Source organism: Paenibacillus sp. ACRSA (genome assembly GCF_022346845.1).
GTDB lineage: Bacteria > Bacillota > Bacilli > Paenibacillales > Paenibacillaceae > Paenibacillus.
Genome location: NZ_JAKRNP010000003.1, coordinates 274671 through 292978, shown reverse-complemented (window position 1 = coordinate 292978; position 18308 = coordinate 274671). Strand labels below are relative to the sequence as shown.

The window sequence follows — 18308 nt, the reverse complement described above, 5'->3', positions numbered from 1 at the left end:
TAGCGCCGGATTTAATGAGTTCTGATTGAGAAGACATGAGCTATGTCTTCGGAGTCGTTTTTCTCTTTTTCGCAGGCGCAGCAGGGGTGTCGTTTTCTCCTCCAGCCGCAGCTTGAATGGCCGTTTTTTTCGGTGCGCGTTTCTTCGGCTTGGCGGTAGATTTACCAGGATCAGTAGGGATCGGTTTAACAGCCTCGATACTCGCCTGCAAGGCAGCCATCAGATCCATTACATTAGCCTCCGGTTTGGCAGGAGCAATCTTGATCTCTTCACCCGCAACCTTGTGATTGATCAGATCCAGCAATTTGCCTCGGTAATCGTCGGTATATTTTCCAGGCTCAAACGGGGTAGACAGTTGGTCAATTAGAAGCTTCGCCATGGTCAGCTCCTTCTCATTGACTTGCTGTACCTCGGGCAGATTAGGAACTTGTGAGACGGGACGGATCTCATCAGGATAGAATATCGTCTCCATGGAGAGACAGTCCTCAAGCACACGAATAGCGGCTAAGCTGCTTTTGGATCGAATCGAAATCTTGGCTATGCCGATTTTGCCTGTATCTCGCATGGCGTTCATTAATAGCTGATAAGCGTTCCCTCCCGCCTGATCGGGGGACAGATAATATGTCTTTTGGAAATAGATCGGGTCAATTTCAGTTAGATCTACGAAATCGAGGATCGTAATGGTTTTGCTGGTGGAATCGTTGAGAGCTTCCAATTCCTCTTTCTCAAAAAGGACGAACTTGCCCTTCTCATATTCGTACCCCTTGGTAATCTCTTCCCACTGCACTTCAACTTCACAAGAAGGACATTTGCGAACATAAGCAAGCGGGCTACCACAGACTTTGTGGATGTAACGCATGGAGATGTCTTTGTCTTCGGTAGCCGAGAACATTTTGACAGGCACATGTACAAGTCCAAAACTAATAGCGCCTTTCCAGACGGTATGCATGGATATCGGCTCCTTTCCGTTAATCATTTATAGGATCAGTATGGGCATTTCTGTGAACGGCTAACCGCTTCACCCCATGGATGATGTGCTGAGTATGCTTCAGCAAGAGTGGGGGATGATAACAGAAACATCCTTGAGATCAATCCATAGAGCAGGCGAGCTGGAGAGTGGTCTTCGTCATAGGATGAGCAATTGTAACTATTTAACCTAGGAGGTGTCTCATGAAGAATGGACGTGATGAAGGGGAGGCCCATGCTCACACATTTTCACCTTATCCTCTTGCAGCGTCGGAAGGCTCCGAGTATTTCCACACGCCAGCGACATCTGTCAATTGGGAGGCCGTGACTTCAGAGGAATTACCGCTTGACCGAGAATCGTTCATGCTCGATATTGATCGCATGGTCAATGAGGGGCTGGGTGGAGGTCAGGTAACCGATGATAATGGTTACATTGGGGACAGTACAACCGATACGATGGTTCGTGAATCACACGATGATCCGGAAGGGGAGTATGAATAAGATGATGGATGTTAAGCGTGCCAAAGCGATATATGATTCTGAGGATACAATTGCCGTTACGCTCGAAGGGGATCCGGTTTGGATTGAAAGTGTGGACGAAGCCAATGGGATGGCTACAGTTCAGGTAGGAAGTCGCCCTGGTAATACGCAAACAGTTCGTGTGGATCGACTGGAGGAGTAGCAACTAAGCGTCGTAAACGTTCAGTGCATGAAGGGTGCTGTAGAGGCGGCTTCGATTGTGCAGGTATAGGTCATGATCGTGGAGAAGAGACAAGCAGATTTTTGGTATCACGTCTGCCTGATTATATCTATGCCCTGATTTTAACTAAGCGTGCTTTATTACAAGGTTGGTCAGCCGCATATAGAGAGCGAGATGAGGCCGGTGCCATTAGGTGCCGGTTTTTCGTTATTTTAGTGGGGATATCAAGCGTCATTCCTTCGCAAGTGTTGCGGGGGAAGAAGGTGACCGATATAATAGTCTTCAAAGTGAACTCAGGCGGCAGAGCCGTCAAAGGTGGGGCATAAATTGAATCAAGAGCATGAGCAGTGGGTGTATGATTCCCATGGCATTTCAGATACAGAAGCGCTCGCGTCTGCACTTGCTGGACAGGCGATGGCTGGTATGGTGATTGCACTGGATGGTGATCTGGGCGCGGGCAAAACGGCATTTTCACAAAAGTTCGCCTGGCATTTGGGTGTGCAAGGTGTAGTTAACAGCCCTACGTTTACATTGATCAAGGAATATGAGGGGCGATTGCCTTTATATCATATGGATGTATACCGTATTTCATTGGAAGAAGCGGATGAGCTTGGGCTAGATGAATACTTCTATGGAACCGGAGTCAGTCTGGTGGAGTGGTCAAGCATTATCCCAGAGCTACTCCCCGAAGAGCATCTGCATATACAGATTGAAACGATCGGTCCGGAGGATCGTAAGATTACGCTGGATGGATACGGTGAGAAGTATGCCGCCATATGCCGGCAGTTCAGACAGAATGGAGTCTAATAAGATGATGGAAGATTTACAAAAAAAGCCGCGTCAGCGGTTTTTGGCGTTGGATACGTCTACAGCGGTGATGGCTGCCTCAGTGATGGAGGATCACACGCTGCTGGAGGAACGAAATGAACGGGCAGAGCGTAATCATTCCGTGCATGTTGTGCCCGTAATGGAGCAGCTCTTGGCTGCGAGTGAAACACAGCCTGGACAATTAGACGGCATTGCCGTTGGCATTGGGCCAGGGTCGTACACAGGCATCCGCATTGCGGTGACGGCGGCCAAAACACTTGCCTGGGCATGGGACATCCCCGTTGCCGGGGTGTCCAGCCTTCAGGCAATGGCCTGGGGCGGCTGGCATCATGGCCTCGCCGCCAAGGCCGAAGCTGCGGCAGAGGAACCTGCCGCAGCAGGGGCTGGCGGAACGCCATCCGCGGACGAGGGCAGCCAGTCGGCTGCCCCGGTCCACTGGATCGTTCCGCTCGTGGATGCGCGGCGCGGTCAAGCGTATACCGCGCTGTTCGCCTCCGCCGGGAGCGATGCGCCCCGGCGGCTTGAGCCTGATGCCATCCGTAAGATGGACGGATGGCTAGAAGCCCTCGCCGCCCGCATCGCGGAGGCGGCGCCGGAAGAGCGGCCCGCTGCCGTCTGGCTTGTCGGCGATGCGGGGCCAGTTGAGGCTGCGGCTGCGCTGCGCTGCCCAGCAGATACGGCGCTGCAGCTCATTCCATATGAGCTGGAAGGCCGTTGGGTCGGGCGCCTTGGCGCCGCCGCGCTGCTTGCAGGTCAGCGCGATGATGTTCATGCGCTGGTGCCGAACTACACCCAACTGGCTGAGGCGGAAGCCAATTTACTGCGAAAAGGGTGAAGGGGGTACGGCGAGCGGATGGATAATGTGATAGAAAACGACCAGGGTGAGGCGCTCCAATTCAAGCTCATGACACTATCGGATATTCCTGATGTGATGGTGATTGAGCATGAAGCTTTTACGCTGCCCTGGACGGAAGAGGCATTCCGAAATGAATTAACGAACAATCATTTTGCTAAATATATGGTTATGGAAATAGACGGTACGGCGATCGGCTATGCCGGGATGTGGACGATTATGGATGAGGCGCATATCACGAATATTGCGGTAAGACAGGCCTATCGCGGACGAAAGCTTGGCGAGAGATTGCTGGATGAACTGATGAGAACGGCAGCCTATTTGGGCATGGAACGGATGACGCTGGAGGTAAGGGTTTCGAACCTAGTTGCTCAGCGTTTGTATGAGAAAAAAGGGTTTGAATCGGCAGGTATTCGCAAAGGGTATTACTCCGACAACATGGAGGATGCGATGATTATGTGGGCGAATTTGCCGTCTACAGGCCGAGACGGCGCAGAGGAAGGAAGCGTAACGGATTCATGAAGGAACTGAGTGAGAACCAACAAACACAAACGGCTCCATGCTACATTTTGGCGGTGGAGACGAGCTGTGATGAAACGTCTGTGGCAGTGGTCAAGGATGGACGGGAAGTGCTGTCCAACTTAATCTCCAGTCAGATTGAGACACATAAGGCATTTGGTGGCGTTGTGCCTGAAGTGGCTTCACGCAAACATGTGGAAGTAATCACATTAATGCTTGAACAGGCCATTGAAGAATCAGGTATTCGTCCAAGAGATTTAAGTGCCATCGCCGTAACGCAAGGCCCTGGACTCGTGGGTGCTCTGCTTGTCGGTATCGTTGCAGCCAAGACGCTGGCAATGGCGCTGGGTAAACCGCTAATTGGGACTCATCATATTGCAGGACATATCTATGCGAATCGTCTTACACAAGAACTGAAATATCCTGCGATGGCGCTTGTCGTATCGGGCGGACATACGGAGCTTGTGCATATGGAATCCGAAGGTAAGTTCAAACTGATTGGCCGCACACGGGATGATGCTGTAGGTGAGGCATATGATAAAGTGGCACGGGCATTGGGTTGTCCTTATCCTGGGGGCTCACATGTAGACCGGATGGCATCAGAAGCAGAGCAGGTTGTACCATTGCCAAGAGTGTGGCTGGAAGCTGATTCATATGACTTCAGTCTCAGCGGATTGAAATCAGCTGTACTCAATGTGCTGAATCAGGCCAAAATGCGCGGAGAAACCTTGGAAGCTTCTGCTGTGGCGAGAGGGTTCCAAGAGGCTGTCGTTGAAGTGTTAGTTGAAAAAGCCGTCCGTGCCGTCCGGCAATATGGTTCACAACAACTGTTGTTGTGTGGTGGTGTTGCGGCAAACCGCGGACTGCGCACGGCTTTGCAGGAGCGTTGTGAACGGGAAGGGCTTGAATTGTTAATCCCACCAATGGTGTATTGTACAGACAATGCTGCCATGATTGGAGCTGCAGCGTACCTGAAATGGCAACGTGAAGAAATTTCCGAATTCGATGCCAAAGCCGATCCAGGGTTATCGCTGGAGGAATGGTCTGTGCAATCCATATAGAGGCTGTTCAAAAAGTCCGCTTTTGATTATGAAGGATGCCCTGAGGCATCTCAGCGTTATGCGTAAGTTTCCAATGTAACAGTTGACATTCGGATGTGAAGAATGTATATTAGTTACAAATTTAAACAATGTGTTCTTCTGAACGATAATAGAAAACGCGATGAACAGGAACAGTAAGGAATTTCCCGGTTGTAGAGAGCTGCGGGGTGGTGCAACGCAGTCGACGGAAAACCTGAAACTCACCTGGAAGCGGAACGATGGAACACGGTTACTCGCATAGAGAAACCGAAGACCGATTAAGGTCGAAAGTACATGGTTACGGGTTGCCTCCGTGAATGGGCCGTTGTCTTGAAATGCCGGATATAATGACGGTAGATGATTGGCAATAACTGAGGGGGCTTCTGACGGCTTCGGGTGATTCTATTGTGTGCATAGACATACAGGAGTTACGCGAGTGAATAGGAGAAGTCAACAAGAGTGGTACCGCGAAGGTGAACAGCCTGTCGTCTCTTGCATACATGCATGAGGTGGCAGGCTTTTTTGATTTTATTTTATCCAATATTCGATAAATGTAATGAACGGGAGCAGTACAAGGAAGAGGCGCACAGAGAGCTGCGGGTTGGTGCGACGCAGTGGCTAATTCCTTAGAATCTCGCCCGGGAACAGAGCTATGGAGGCATGGAAAGGCGATCTGAGTATCACGATACTTCCTTGATGGTAGTTGATGATCGAAGTCCATGTTACACAGCGACGGTTAACCTCCGTTATGGGGTGTTTCTCCGTTTGTCATGTTGCGGCTGTGCGACTTGCCTGCAATATCACAAACGGAGACACAAGGTGGATGGTGATTCGGCTTAAAGTCGTAGCCATCAAGCAAGAGTGGTACCGCGGAGGGGAGAATAACCCGCCGTCTCTTAATAGAGATGGCGGGTTATTTGTATTTGCTGCCGGCAGCAGGGTGGGTATAGAAATGAGAAGCGCTTATGAAATTACTATATCTGGTGTGTAAGTCGACGTACACGCTAGAGCTAATGGCATGACATAACCTATTGATGGAGGATGATGATATATGACAACGAATAACAAACGACACATTGAGATTTTTGATACAACACTGCGTGATGGGGAGCAAGCGCCAGGTGCGAGCTTACAGCCCGAACAAAAAATTGAACTGGCACATCAACTAGCTTCTCTTGGTATTGACGTCATTGAGCCTGGATTCCCGATCTCCAGCCCAGGGGAGTTCGCGGCGGTTCAGGCGATATCTAGACAATTGCAGAACGTAGAGATCTGTGGATTTGCCCGTGCTGTAAAAGGGGATATTGATGCAGCAGTGCGTGCAACGGCTGATGCTGCTCGGCGCAGAATTCACCTGTTTATTTCTTCGTCAGATATTCATATCGAGCATCAACTGCGTCGTCCGCGCAGCGAAGTTGTGGCTACTGCTCGTGAGATGGTGTCATACGCAAGGCAGTTCAGCGATATCGTAGAATTCACAGCGATGGATGCGGCTCGCACCAAAATGGATGATCTGATTGAAATGATTGAAGTCGTCATTGAGGCTGGAGCTTCGATCATTAATTTGCCAGATACAGTTGGTTATGCACTGCCACATGAATACGGGGAAATGTTCCGTCGTGTACGCGAAGGCGCTAGAGGTGGCGACCAAGTTCGTTATAGTGCCCATTGTCATAATGATCTGGGTCTTGCGGTGGCGAATAGCTTGGCTGCCATTGCGAATGGGGCTTCTCAGATTGAAGTAACCATTAATGGTGTAGGTGAGCGAACAGGTAATGCAGCATTGGAAGAGCTGGTTATGGCACTGGAAACGCGGGGTGATGTGCTTGGAGCAACAACGAATATCAAATTGGAGCAACTGTACGAGACATCCCGTCAAATCAGCCGAGCGATGCACTTCCCGATTGCCTATAACAAGCCAGTCGTAGGACGTAATGCCTTCCAGCACGAATCCGGTATCCATCAGGATGGGCTGTTGAAGAATCGGAACACATACGAGATTATGGATCCAGAAGCACTTGGTATTCCGCGTAGCATGATTATTTTGGGTAAACACTCTGGGCGCCATGCCTTGAAGGATCGGGTTCGTAAATATGGATTTGAGCCGGATGAACAGCAAATGGAACAACTCTACAATGTATTCAAAGAAACGGCTGATCAGCAAAAAGTCGTTAGTGATGACCAGCTGCTGCAGATGGTCAGTCAGACCATGAATATTCCTGCTCAGGATTATGAGCTGATCGAATTGCAAGTTACGGCAGGTAGCATGACAGATCGTATGGCTGCTGTACGTATGCGTGCAGGTGGAGTAGAGAAATCCTATTCCGCAGTAGGAAGTGGGCCTGTAGAAGCGGCAATTCATGCGATCGGTCAGAGCATCTCTGACGATATCACATTTGTGGATATGGAGATTCATGCCTTGAGCGGAGGAGAAGAAGCGAATGCTGAGGCAGCAGTTACGGTTGAGCGTGCTGGTCGGGAATTCAGAGGAACCGCTATACACAGTGATATCGTGATGGCTGCTGGACTTGCGTATGTGGCTGCATGTAATGCTGCCGGACTAAAAGCAGAATCATCCGAAAGTGGAGAGGTCGCTCACGTATAAAAAGGGGCTCTGATTCAACGGGAACGGTGTGTTGATTAGTTTGTCGAATTGATGGTACAAAATATCAAGTCACCACTTCAATTTGTCAAGATGTGATTATAGTTATCCACATATTCAGGATAAATTGTGGGTAACTAAGCTGGAGCCAAACCAGCGTAGTTTTCGAAACGATAAGGTTTTAGGGGATAGAATCCGAGATGTATATCCACAAAGTTGTGGATAATGTGCATAAGTCGGTGGATAAATATGGATTTTTGTTGAAAATGCGATTCTACCGCCGTTTAATTAAGCTTGATGAACTGCTTGGTGTCTTGCTTAATTGTGGATAAATGCGTAGGTTATTCAACAAAAAATATTTTTCAAAATTCGAGTGAATTTGACAAATGGGAAATGATCAGATTACAGCTACCCACTTGAATATAATCAACAAAAATGGAGCTGACTTAAGAAATCTCTTTTCGCTCCAAGCGCTAACGAACCTACCGCATCTTAATAAGCGGATTATCTTACTATGCAAGATATAACGAATCTCAGTAACGCTCTTCCTTCATATAATGGTGTCACAACCTAAATAATGGACTGAATCGATGAAATAACGCCTCTATGATTCGTTAGATATCAGATTTGGGAAAATAGGAGAGAATAGCGTGTATCAGGTTCATTAGCTCAAATTAACGCTAAAAAGGGATGTCCCTCGTCATGTTTGTGACTTTGGGAGATCCCCTTTTAATATGTGGTGTGAATATGCATGAATCGTAGGTGGTATATCAACGCAATGCTACATTATAATGCTTCATTGGAATCGTGCGTCTCTATTCCAAAGCGAGAGCTTCCCATTCTTCATAAGCTGTCGCAACTTGCTGCTTAAGCTCCTCCGATTTGGCTTGCAGCTCCTGTAGCTTCATGTAATCCTGGTAAACTTCAGGTAGAGCCATCTGTGCCTCCAGCCCTGTAATCTCATCTTCCAGCTCCGCGATTTTCAACTCTAGCGTTTCTTGTCTGCGTTGTCGATTGCGTTCTTCGCGCTTCGCTTGTTTATCCGCTTCAAAGGATGCTGCGCCTGATTTCTCCGCTGATGAGGGAGCAGTGCTCGCTTTAGACGAGAGTTTAGCAGAGGCTGCCTTGGCTTCAGCAGCTTCGCGTGCGATATCTTCCAGCTCCTGTTTTTTCTCGACATAATCATCGTAATTGCCAAGGTAATGCTCCGTTCCACCTGGATGCAATTCTACGATTCGCTCCGCCATTTTATTGAGGAAATAACGGTCATGAGAGATGAACAGCAATGTGCCTTCGTAGTCCATGAGAGCCGCTTCGAGTACCTCTTTGGCGAATAGATCCAGATGGTTCGTAGGCTCATCCAGAATCAGCATATTGGCTTCCTTAAGCATGAGCTTAGAAAGGGAAACACGCGCCTTTTCCCCGCCGCTGAGCGAGGAGATTTTTTTGAGCACATCGTCACCGCTGAACAAGAAGTTGCCCAGAACCGTACGAATGCGGGCTTCCTCCATGCCAGGATAAGCACCCCATAGTTCTTCCAACACGGTATTGCTAGGGGTTAGTCCTGTTTGTTCCTGATCATAATACCCAATCTGCACCTTCGTTCCCCACTGAATATCACCGGCTGCCGGGCGTAAGCTTCCTGTAAGGCATTTGAGCATGGTGGACTTACCAATCCCGTTAGGCCCAATGAGGGCAACGGTCTCTCCCCGTCGCAGATCGAAGGATACATTGCTGAATAGAGGCGAACCCTCTTCATATGCAACGGACAATTGATCCACTCGAAGAACTTCCTTACCCGACATGACGGCTGTTTCAAAAGAAAAGTGAGCCTTCTTCAGATCGCCCATCGGTTTGTCGAGACGTTCCATTTTGTCCAGCGCCTTACGACGACTCTGTGCGCGCTTGGTTGTTGAAGCACGAACAATATTTTTCTGCACGAATTCTTCCATCTTAGATATTTCATCTTGTTGTTTCTCATATTGCTTCATCTGCGTTTCATACTCAGCAGCTTTGAGTTCCATATATCGACTGTAGTTACCTGTATATTTCCTAGAACGGTGCCGTTCGATTTCAACGATGGTTGTAACAAGTCGGTCAAGGAAGTAACGGTCATGAGATACGACCAGCAACGCGCCTGAATACCCTCGCAGGTAATCCTCCAGCCAAGTTAAGGTAGGGATGTCGAGATAGTTCGTCGGCTCATCCAGCATGAGAAGATCAGGGGCTTGTAACAGAATGCGAGCAAGAGCAAGTCGTGTTTTTTGCCCACCGCTCAGCGTAGCAATCGGCGTGTCTGCGGCGAATTCGCCAAACCCCATTCCGTGCAGTACGCTTCGAATGCGAGTTTCCATCTCATAGCCGCCATGATCCTTGAACCAATCGGAACGCTTCGCATAACGTTCGAGCAGATCTGCATATTTTTTCTCGTCTTCCATGAAGGCAGGGTCGGCGATATCCTGCTCCATCTGTCTTAATTCAGCCTCAGCTTGGGTTAGATGGGCGAAGACGTTCATCATCTCTTCCCAGATGGTGCGATCGGACTGCAGTCCACTATTCTGAGCTAGATAACCCAGCGTTGTCTCTTTTGATTTGAAAATTTGTCCGCCATCATAGGACATCTCACCCGCAATAATTTTGAGCAACGTTGATTTGCCTGCGCCGTTTACACCGACGAGGCCAATTCGTTCACGTTCTAATATTTGTAAGTTTACGCCGTCCAAAATTGGATCGACACCATAACGTTTAATAATTCCGGATACTTGTAATAACATAAAATGAAGTTCCTCCATCGGTCCAGTACGTGATTTGATAACAATAAGTGCGCGTTCAAAAAGTACGGTTGCTAGTACCGAGAAGATGGGATGAACTTTTTGAACAACCTCTATAGTCCAGTTTACATGAAATACAGATCAAATGCACCGCTTGAGAGCGGGGGGCCGTGTAGTCTTTTTGGACAATCAATGATAAACTGAAAGAAGGCATGTTAATTCATGAGTATTTTGCAGAAAATGATTCATGATAACCATTTCAACGAGATGACATCACGTCATAACATATAAATTTTATTCTTTAAATGCGTTTTTTTTCACCTTCCACATCAACAGGAGGTTATTCAAAACCATGCAGGATCGGATGGAACACAAGAGCGAGCTTCGTTCTCGGCTGAAGCAAAGTCGGGATCTGCTGGATGAATCGCTTCGCCTTCATGCGATGAGGGACATAAGCCTTGTGGTGAAGCAGGAGCTACAGCGATTGAGGCTGGATAAGCCACAGTTAATGATTTTTAGCTATTTGTCCTATCGCAGCGAGGCAACGACTGCGTTTTTGTTTGAAGATGGCTGGAAGCATAGGGATGTGATGCTTGCCCCCAAAGTGCTGGCGAATCCCCCTCGGATGGAACTCAGGAGGGTGAGAGGACAACAGGATATTCAGCCAGGTGTATGGGGCATACCCGAACCTAAGGAATCCTGTGAAGTAGTACAGCCGGAGGATTGGCCTGATATCGATCTTGTTATTGTGCCTGGTTTGGGATTTGACCTTCAGGGCGGCCGGATTGGTTATGGCGGCGGTTATTACGACCGTTTTGCCGAGACGCTGGCAGTCCAATGTTCCCAAGCAGGTCAAAGACCGCAGTTGGCAGCACTTGTGTTACCAGGGCAATTGCAGGACGAGATTCCGATGGAACCGCTCGATCTGCGACTGGATCTGTTGATGACGACCGAAGGTGTACTACATATCAATAAAGGGTTGTGATGGTATTGAGTTCAGATGTACACAACGGACAGACTTCCGGAGGGGAGTTTACCCATTTTAATGAACAGGGACGGGCTCGAATGGTTGATATTTCGGGCAAGGAGGCTACCGTTCGTAAAGCAGTGGCGGTGTCCAAAGTAACGATGGATCCAGCTACGCTTGAAGCAATCCGTGAAGGACGCATCGGCAAAGGCGACGTGCTGGCTGTTGCTCAGATCGCCGGTATTCAAGGGGCTAAGAAAACATCGGACTGGATTCCAATGTGTCATCCCCTTGCACTGACAGGTGTGGATATCCGTTTTCACGACAACGGTGTGGATGAGATACAGATTGAAGCAACGGTAAAAACGGAAGGTAAGACTGGCGTCGAGATGGAGGCACTAACGGCAGCCTCTGCTGCGGCGCTAACGATCTATGACATGTGTAAAGCTTTGCAAAAAGATATGATTATCGGTCCAACGATGCTGCAATCCAAAAGTGGTGGCAAAAACGGGGATTTCAATCGATAACGGATATTTATTTTCATAAAGGAGAAGGGTGATCTTTATGGTGTGGAGAACAGCAATCCTGACAGCCAGCGACAAAGGGGCCCGCGGGGAACGTGAGGATACGAGTGCACAAGTCATCCGGGAGCTTGTAGAAGAAGAACTGGGTGGGGAGATCGTAGAGTACCGCATCGTTCCTGATGAACCCGATGAGATTATCGCGGCACTAATTGAGATGACAGATTATTTTCATGCAGACCTTGTACTGACCACAGGAGGTACGGAACTTGCGATTCGCGATATTACCCCTGAGGCGACAAGACGGGTAATTGAGAGAGAAGTTCCAGGTATGGCTGAAGCAATGCGTTACAGTGTCATGAGCAAAAATCGTTCTGCCATGCTGTTCCGCGGCTTATGCGGTATTCGTGGACGAACACTAATCGTCAATTTGCCTGGTACGCCTAAAGGTGTACACGAGCATTTGGCAGCGATTATGGATCAGCTTCCGGAGGCACTACTTATGGTTACAGGACAGTTTAAACAATAAATGAGTGCGAATCTCCATAGGTAATCCATTCATAAATATTGAATAATTTATGAATATTGTGGGTTATGTAAGTGGTTACATCTGTGGTATGATTGGCGTAAATCAACATTGTTGTCGTTCTTAATCTAATCATTGGATTCTTGTAAACAGAATTTCTGAGCCTTGCAGAAGGAGGAGTATCCGTGGGAAGTGCTATAGGTCCAACAGGTTTTATTTTATTAGTTGTTGTGGCGTTGTTGTTGTTTGGTCCAAACAAGCTTCCGGAACTAGGACGTGCAGTTGGCCGTACTTTTCGTGAATTCAAGGACGGTGCACGCGAGATTATCTCGGATGATGACGCGTCCAAGCGCAAGGAGCAGGAGAAAGCCAAACCGCTGGCATCGGAAAGTGCACCTGTAGATAAGCCTGAAGACAAACGCTTGCCGGAGTAATGACGGCCATGAATGAGAATTCCCTTCCTGCCGGAAGGGTTTTGTATTTTAAGCTGGCAATAATGGGGGGCAAGCATGACGCAGCAGACAGAAGAAATGACTATTGTGGAACATTTGAGCGAGCTGCGCAAGCGGCTGATTTATGTGCTGAGCGTTTTTATTTTAGGTCTAATTGTAGGCTTTTTTGTATCAGATCCCGTCTATACGTACTTAACGAAAGCCGAGTCGGTTAAAGGTTTTGTGCTGCATGCCTTCTCTTTCTGGGATGGTATTGGCATCTACATGAAGATTGCGGGACTGTTTTCGCTGGTTGTGACATTGCCATTTACGGTGTTTCAGATCTGGAAATTTGTAAGCCCGGGGCTACGACCGATTGAGCGGAAGGCGGCATTGAAATATGTGCCGTATGTGTTTCTTTTGTTTCTGATTGGTTTGTCCTTTGCCTATTATGTCGTTTTCCCGATGGCGCTTACGTTTACAACATCGATTACGGAGAAAATGGGACTTGTCGAGACATATGGCATGAAGCAATATTTCAGTTTTCTGTTCGGCATTGTGCTGCCTGTATCTTTGTTGTTCGAGCTTCCACTGCTTATCATGTTCCTGACAGCAATACGGATACTTAATCCTACCCGTCTTCGCAAAATGAGAAGAGTGGCTTATTTCATCTTGATCTTCATCGCTGTAGTGGTTACACCGCCTGACTTTATCTCGGATCTCCTGGTGATGATTCCTTTGCTTTTATTGTATGAGTTCAGTGTTTTTCTATCAGCCTTCGTATATCGCAAGCAGCTAGCTGCTGATGAGGCAGAAGAGTCTCGTTACACCCGGGCGAGTGACGATAATAGCATGAATAGTTAGATCGGGAGTAGTGAGAAAACAATAGAGTTTATTAACGTTATCTTAAGATGAAGTATTCTAATGTCTTAAATGAGCTTTGCGAGGACAGAAGACCTGAAGAAGGTACGACGATAACTTTTCGTTGACTACAAGAGTTTGAGCGTAGCCGTTGGAGGGTAACTCTGTCCTTGAGGTGCTCTAATATTCCTATTTATCTGTGCCTTTCACTGATCTAAAGGACAAGCAGGCATATTTTGCCGAGCAATGGATACAATGGAAGAGGGCTGAGCACCCCCAATAGGGTAAGGCTTGGTATTGTCTTGCGTCTGAACAGTGTGGGGTAGAAGAGCAGAGATTCTAGTGTAATTCTGAGGTCTCGTTGTAAAGAGAACGTAAATTATCACATGAATTCGTGAAAAGGACTTGAAATCATGCTTCAAGTTGAGTATCATAAAGTTGGTTGTTAGCACTGGGCACGGTCGAGTGCTAATACATAGCTACAACCTACAATGTAACGTTATATAATTTCAAAAGGAGGCTATTTTTCATGATCAGACCTTTAGGTGAACGCGTATTGGTAGAACCATTGGAGCAAGAGCAAACGACTTCTTTCGGGATCGTACTTCCGGACTCTGCTAAAGAGAAGCCGCAAGAGGGTAAAGTAATTGCTGTTGGCGCTGGAGTGCTGAAAGACGGCGTACGTGTAGCTCTGGAAGTGAAAGAAGGAGACCGCGTAATCTTCTCCAAATATGCCGGTACAGAAATCAAATTCGAAGGTAAAGAATATTTGATTATGAAAGAGAGCGACATTCACGCGATTCTCGACTAATTCAAATTTTATCGGTTAACCGAACCATATAGCAGTACCATTTTACACAATATACTAGGGAGGTTTTCTTAACATGGCTAAAGACATTAAATTCAGTGAAGACGCTCGTCGCTCTATGCTTCGTGGTGTAGATGCATTGGCTAATGCAGTAAAAGTAACACTCGGTCCTAAAGGCCGTAACGTGGTACTTGAGAAAAAATTCGGAAGCCCGCTCATCACGAATGACGGTGTAACCATCGCTAAAGAAATCGAACTGGAAGATGCATTCGAGAATATGGGTGCACAACTGGTTAAAGAAGTAGCAACCAAAACAAACGATGTTGCCGGTGACGGTACAACTACAGCAACTGTATTGGCTCAAGCGCTGATCACAGAAGGTCTGAAAAACGTAACTGCAGGCGCTAGCCCAATCGGTATCCGTAAAGGGATCGACAAAGCGGTTAAAGCTGCGGTTGCTGAATTGCAATCCATCTCCAAACCGATTGAAACAAAACAATCCATCGCACAAGTTGCAGCAATCTCTGCTGCGGACGAAGAAGTAGGCGAATTGATCGCTGAAGCTATGGAAAAAGTAGGTAAAGACGGTGTTATCACTGTAGAAGAATCCAAAGGATTCGCTACTGAGCTTGAAGTGGTTGAAGGTATGCAATTCGACCGTGGATACATCTCTCCTTACATGATCACAGATACGGACAAAATGGAAGCTGTTTTGGACAATCCGTACATCTTGATCACAGACAAAAAAATCTCCAGCACGCAAGACATCTTGCCATTGCTTGAGAAAATCGTTCAACAAGGCAAACCACTCGTATTGATCGCTGAAGATATCGAAGGCGAAGCATTGGCGATGTTGGTTGTGAATAAATTGCGTGGTACATTCAATGCTGTAGCTGTTAAAGCTCCAGGATTCGGTGACCGTCGTAAAGCTATGCTGCAAGATATCGCTGCCCTCACTGGTGGCCAATTGATCACGGAAGAACTGGGTCTGGATCTGAAATCCGCTGTTGTGGAACAACTGGGTACAGCTCGTCAAATCCGTGTAACAAAAGAAAACACAATCATCGTTGACGGTGCTGGTAACAAATCCGATATCGATGCACGTGTAAGCCAAATCCGTACGCAATTGGAAGAAACAACTTCCGAGTTCGACAAAGAGAAACTGCAAGAGCGTTTGGCTAAATTGTCTGGCGGCGTAGCAGTAATCAAAGTTGGTGCGGCTACTGAAACTGAATTGAAAGAACGCAAACTGCGTATCGAAGATGCCCTGAACGCAACTCGCGCTGCGGTTGAAGAAGGTATCGTATCCGGTGGTGGTACTGCGCTTCTGAACGTATATCAAGCTGTTGCTGCTGTAGCATTGTCCGGCGACGAGCAAACAGGTGTGAACATCGTCCTGAAAGCTCTGGAAGCACCAATCCGTACAATCGCTGCTAACGCTGGCGAAGAAGGTTCCGTGATCGTGGAACGTCTGAAAAAAGAACAAACAGGCGTAGGCTTCAACGCTGCGACTGGCGAATGGGTTAACATGATCGAAGCAGGTATCGTTGACCCTGCGAAAGTAACGCGTTATGCATTGCAAAACGCTGCTTCCGTAGCAGCAATGTTCCTGACAACTGAAGCCGTTATCGCTGACAAACCAGAACCTGCAAGTGCTGGTGCTGGAATGCCTGACATGGGCGGTATGGGTGGAATGGGCGGCATGATGTAATAAAGGTATAAAAACCTTTAAAGCATTAAACAAATTATAATAATACAAGAGCCACTTCTTAATATCTATTAAGAAGTGGCTCTTTGTGTTGTATGGATGCTGATACGAATACACTTAATTCGCAAGCTGCCAGACAAGAGTTGCAAGTACGAACTTAAAGATTTCTTTAACTTTCACACAGGGGCTAATCCTCAATGATAGGCTAAAGTAGCTGTGTAAAAGCAACAAAGAAAACAATGTTTTCTAGGTTTTTATCAAATCGGAGTGGCTTGGTGTAAAGTTTAACCTATATATCAAGGGAATTTTCAGATTGAAAGGTCGGAATGTGATGAGAAGTATCCGAGGTTTAATCATTTTATTATTTTTGTTTCTTGCAACAACTTCATCAGCATCGGCACAAGATACAAGCCATGCAGATGCGCTTAACCACTTGGGATTATTCAATGGAACGGAGAATGGCTATGAACTCTCGAGGGTGCCTACCAGAGCAGAAGCGCTGGTGATGATGCTTCGTCTGTGGGGGAAGGAAGAAGACGTTCAGAAAAACACCAATAAAAATCCATTTAAGGATACGGGTTGGGAAAGTTCCTATGTGTCGTTTGCCTATGCCAATGGCATTGTTAATGGAATCAGTGAGCATCATTTCGGAGGTAACCAACCAAGTTCTCTAAAGCAATATAGTGCAATGGTTTTAAGAGTTTTGGGGTATTCAGAAACAAAGGGTGACTTTACATATGAAACTGCGGTTTCTTTCGCTTCAATCGTTTTAGGAATAGACCTTACAAAAGAAGTCGAATTCAATCGGGGAACTCTTGCAAAAATAAGTAGCTATGTGTTAAACACCAGACCCAAAAACCAAATTGCAACACATGGTCAGATCCTTCGAGAGAAAGATGTGTTCACAACACAAAGTTTAAACGAGGCAAGATCGATCTTGGAGCAGGATAAAAAATTGGATTCAACGACAATTCTAATATATGCAATTGGTTCTGACCTTGAATCACAACAAGGCCAACTAACCAATGACTTGGAAGAAATGTATCGTGGTCAGCCAAACCAAAATACGAACATCCTGATTCAAACAGGTGGAACGCTCAAATATCACAACAAATATATGACGGATGGAGCATCCGAACGCTTTGAAGTTAGCGATGGACGACTTAAAAAGCATCCAAGCCGCATCCAAACCGCCGCATCAGACCCTAAAACACTAAGGGATTTTCTTGTTTGGGGCAAAGCCGTTGCACCAAGTGAGCGTTATATACTCGTTTTATGGGATCACGGGTACGGTACAATGGGTGGCTTTGGTGCAGACGAGTTAAACGGACGAAAAACGATGAAGGTTTCGGAGCTTTCGAAGGCGATCGATGAATCAGATATGTATTTCGACTTAATCGTCTTTGATGCATGTCTTATGGGCACAGTTGAAACGGCCTATTCGCTTAGAAACCATGGTAAGTATCTCATCGCTTCTGAAGATTCAATCCCCGCAGCAGGATTGTACTATACCACATGGATCGGTGCACTGGAGCGAAACCCACAAATTAGCTCGGAAAGATTAGGACGTTTAATTTTGGATTCCTTTACCCTTCATTCCGGGATTGAAGCTAGCATGCAGACGACAATGTCAATGATGAAGCTTTCTCAGGCTGAATCATTGGTTCATGCAATAGAAAATGCAGCATTTGATTTCTCACTTACAGACCTTGCAAAAAAATCAGATCTATTAGGCAAAAACGACGGAATATTTGATCAATATGATCTTATAGATCTAATGGGCAAATCATCGGAAGTTACTGCTGCTGCTCAAGCACTTGCCTTCGAAGTGAAAAATTCAGCAGGATTTAAAAATCGTAATGGTGTGGGTATGTACGTTCCTAACAAAAAAATGGAACATGCAAAAGAAATGAAAGAAGAACTAAAAGCCATGGGTCTTAGTTCAAAGTATCTAGAATCTATTTTTAACTAAAATGAGCCTAAAGCTCGAATTAACCAAAACGGTTCCTAGATTCTTCATTAAGAGGTTCGCATTGGTTTACCAAACTTTTGCGGATCTTTTTTTTGCGATTATGTTCATCTATGAAACTTAAAGTTTTCTTTATATAAGACAGTTCCTACAATTAATGATGGTATTATATGAGAAGATGTCACAAATTGTCGAACAT

Annotated in this window: 18 protein-coding genes and 1 other annotated feature; of the genes, 16 read left to right on the top strand and 2 right to left on the bottom strand. The window is 46.7% G+C overall.

Annotated features, from left to right (window positions below):
• Nucleotides 1-40: 40 nt before the first annotated feature.
• A complete protein-coding gene (gene ku, locus MH215_RS10950) occupies nt 41-949 on the bottom strand; it encodes a non-homologous end joining protein Ku (RefSeq protein WP_239290182.1) in 909 nt (302 codons plus the stop codon).
• A 221-nt stretch (nt 950-1170) separates the two neighbouring features.
• Between ku and MH215_RS10945 the strand changes: the two genes are divergently transcribed.
• The 8 genes from MH215_RS10945 to MH215_RS29040 all read left to right on the top strand — a co-directional run bounded on the left by MH215_RS10945 (nt 1171) and on the right by MH215_RS29040 (nt 7879).
• Nucleotides 1171-1467 carry a hypothetical protein gene (locus MH215_RS10945; RefSeq protein WP_239290180.1) on the top strand — a complete coding sequence of 99 codons (297 nt, stop codon included), beginning with the start codon at nt 1171-1173 and terminating at the stop codon, nt 1465-1467.
• 4 nt (nt 1468-1471) lie between these two features.
• A complete protein-coding gene (locus MH215_RS10940; protein ID WP_056694429.1) occupies nt 1472-1648 on the top strand; it encodes an H-type small acid-soluble spore protein in 177 nt (58 codons plus the stop codon).
• 345 nt (nt 1649-1993) lie between these two features.
• Nucleotides 1994-2473, top strand: coding sequence for a tRNA (adenosine(37)-N6)-threonylcarbamoyltransferase complex ATPase subunit type 1 TsaE (gene tsaE, locus MH215_RS10935; protein WP_239290178.1), 480 nt, complete (start codon nt 1994-1996; stop codon nt 2471-2473).
• A gap of 7 nt (nt 2474-2480) precedes the next feature.
• Nucleotides 2481-3329 (top strand): tRNA (adenosine(37)-N6)-threonylcarbamoyltransferase complex dimerization subunit type 1 TsaB, encoded by an 849-nt coding sequence (gene tsaB / locus MH215_RS10930; protein WP_239290809.1) that lies wholly within the window; start codon nt 2481-2483, stop codon nt 3327-3329.
• Nucleotides 3330-3347: 18 nt separating this feature from the next.
• Nucleotides 3348-3869 (top strand): ribosomal protein S18-alanine N-acetyltransferase, encoded by a 522-nt coding sequence (gene rimI, locus MH215_RS10925; protein WP_275446084.1) that lies wholly within the window; start codon nt 3348-3350, stop codon nt 3867-3869.
• Nucleotides 3866-4927 carry a tRNA (adenosine(37)-N6)-threonylcarbamoyltransferase complex transferase subunit TsaD gene (gene tsaD, locus MH215_RS10920; RefSeq protein WP_239290176.1) on the top strand — a complete coding sequence of 354 codons (1062 nt, stop codon included), beginning with the start codon at nt 3866-3868 and terminating at the stop codon, nt 4925-4927. Before rimI ends, tsaD begins: the two co-directional genes overlap by 4 nt.
• 565 nt (nt 4928-5492) lie before the next feature.
• Nucleotides 5493-5845: a binding site (T-box leader), on the top strand.
• Between the two features lie 151 nt (nt 5846-5996).
• The gene (locus tag MH215_RS10915) at nt 5997-7550 is read left to right on the top strand and encodes a 2-isopropylmalate synthase (protein WP_239290174.1); all 1554 of its coding nucleotides are present in this window, start codon (nt 5997-5999) and stop codon (nt 7548-7550) included.
• Nucleotides 7551-7747: 197 nt separating this feature from the next.
• A complete protein-coding gene (locus MH215_RS29040; RefSeq protein ID WP_275446083.1) occupies nt 7748-7879 on the top strand; it encodes a hypothetical protein in 132 nt (43 codons plus the stop codon).
• Between the two features lie 483 nt (nt 7880-8362).
• Here the strand turns inward: MH215_RS29040 and MH215_RS10910 are convergent, their stop codons facing one another.
• Nucleotides 8363-10321 (bottom strand): ABC-F family ATP-binding cassette domain-containing protein, encoded by a 1959-nt coding sequence (locus MH215_RS10910; protein ID WP_239290172.1) that lies wholly within the window; start codon nt 10319-10321, stop codon nt 8363-8365.
• 349 nt (nt 10322-10670) lie between these two features.
• Here MH215_RS10910 and MH215_RS10905 point away from each other — a divergent pair, with 349 nt between their 5' ends.
• The 8 genes from MH215_RS10905 (at nt 10671) to MH215_RS10870 (ending at nt 18112) form a co-directional block, all read left to right on the top strand.
• Nucleotides 10671-11303, top strand: a complete 633-nt coding sequence (locus MH215_RS10905) for a 5-formyltetrahydrofolate cyclo-ligase (RefSeq protein ID WP_239290170.1) — start codon at nt 10671-10673, stop codon at nt 11301-11303.
• Nucleotides 11303-11812: a cyclic pyranopterin monophosphate synthase MoaC gene (moaC, locus tag MH215_RS10900; protein WP_145050410.1), complete on the top strand. Its 510-nt coding sequence runs from the start codon at nt 11303-11305 to the stop codon at nt 11810-11812. The genes MH215_RS10905 and moaC overlap by 1 nt, the downstream gene beginning before the upstream one ends.
• A gap of 37 nt (nt 11813-11849) precedes the next feature.
• Nucleotides 11850-12335 (top strand): MogA/MoaB family molybdenum cofactor biosynthesis protein, encoded by a 486-nt coding sequence (locus tag MH215_RS10895; RefSeq protein ID WP_056694365.1) that lies wholly within the window; start codon nt 11850-11852, stop codon nt 12333-12335.
• A gap of 182 nt (nt 12336-12517) precedes the next feature.
• Entirely contained in the window at nt 12518-12766 is a 249-nt protein-coding gene (locus MH215_RS10890) for a twin-arginine translocase TatA/TatE family subunit (protein ID WP_056694367.1), read from the top strand.
• Nucleotides 12767-12841: 75 nt separating this feature from the next.
• On the top strand, nt 12842-13627 hold the full coding sequence (gene tatC / locus MH215_RS10885; protein WP_239290169.1) for a twin-arginine translocase subunit TatC: 786 nt from the start codon (nt 12842-12844) through the stop codon (nt 13625-13627).
• 526 nt (nt 13628-14153) lie between these two features.
• Entirely contained in the window at nt 14154-14435 is a 282-nt protein-coding gene (gene groES / locus MH215_RS10880) for a co-chaperone GroES (RefSeq protein WP_056694371.1), read from the top strand.
• A 73-nt stretch (nt 14436-14508) separates the two neighbouring features.
• A complete protein-coding gene (gene groL, locus MH215_RS10875) occupies nt 14509-16143 on the top strand; it encodes a chaperonin GroEL (RefSeq protein ID WP_145050416.1) in 1635 nt (544 codons plus the stop codon).
• Nucleotides 16144-16471: 328 nt separating this feature from the next.
• Nucleotides 16472-18112 (top strand): clostripain-related cysteine peptidase, encoded by a 1641-nt coding sequence (locus MH215_RS10870; RefSeq protein ID WP_239290168.1) that lies wholly within the window; start codon nt 16472-16474, stop codon nt 18110-18112.
• The last annotated feature ends 196 nt before the right edge of the window (nt 18113-18308 follow it).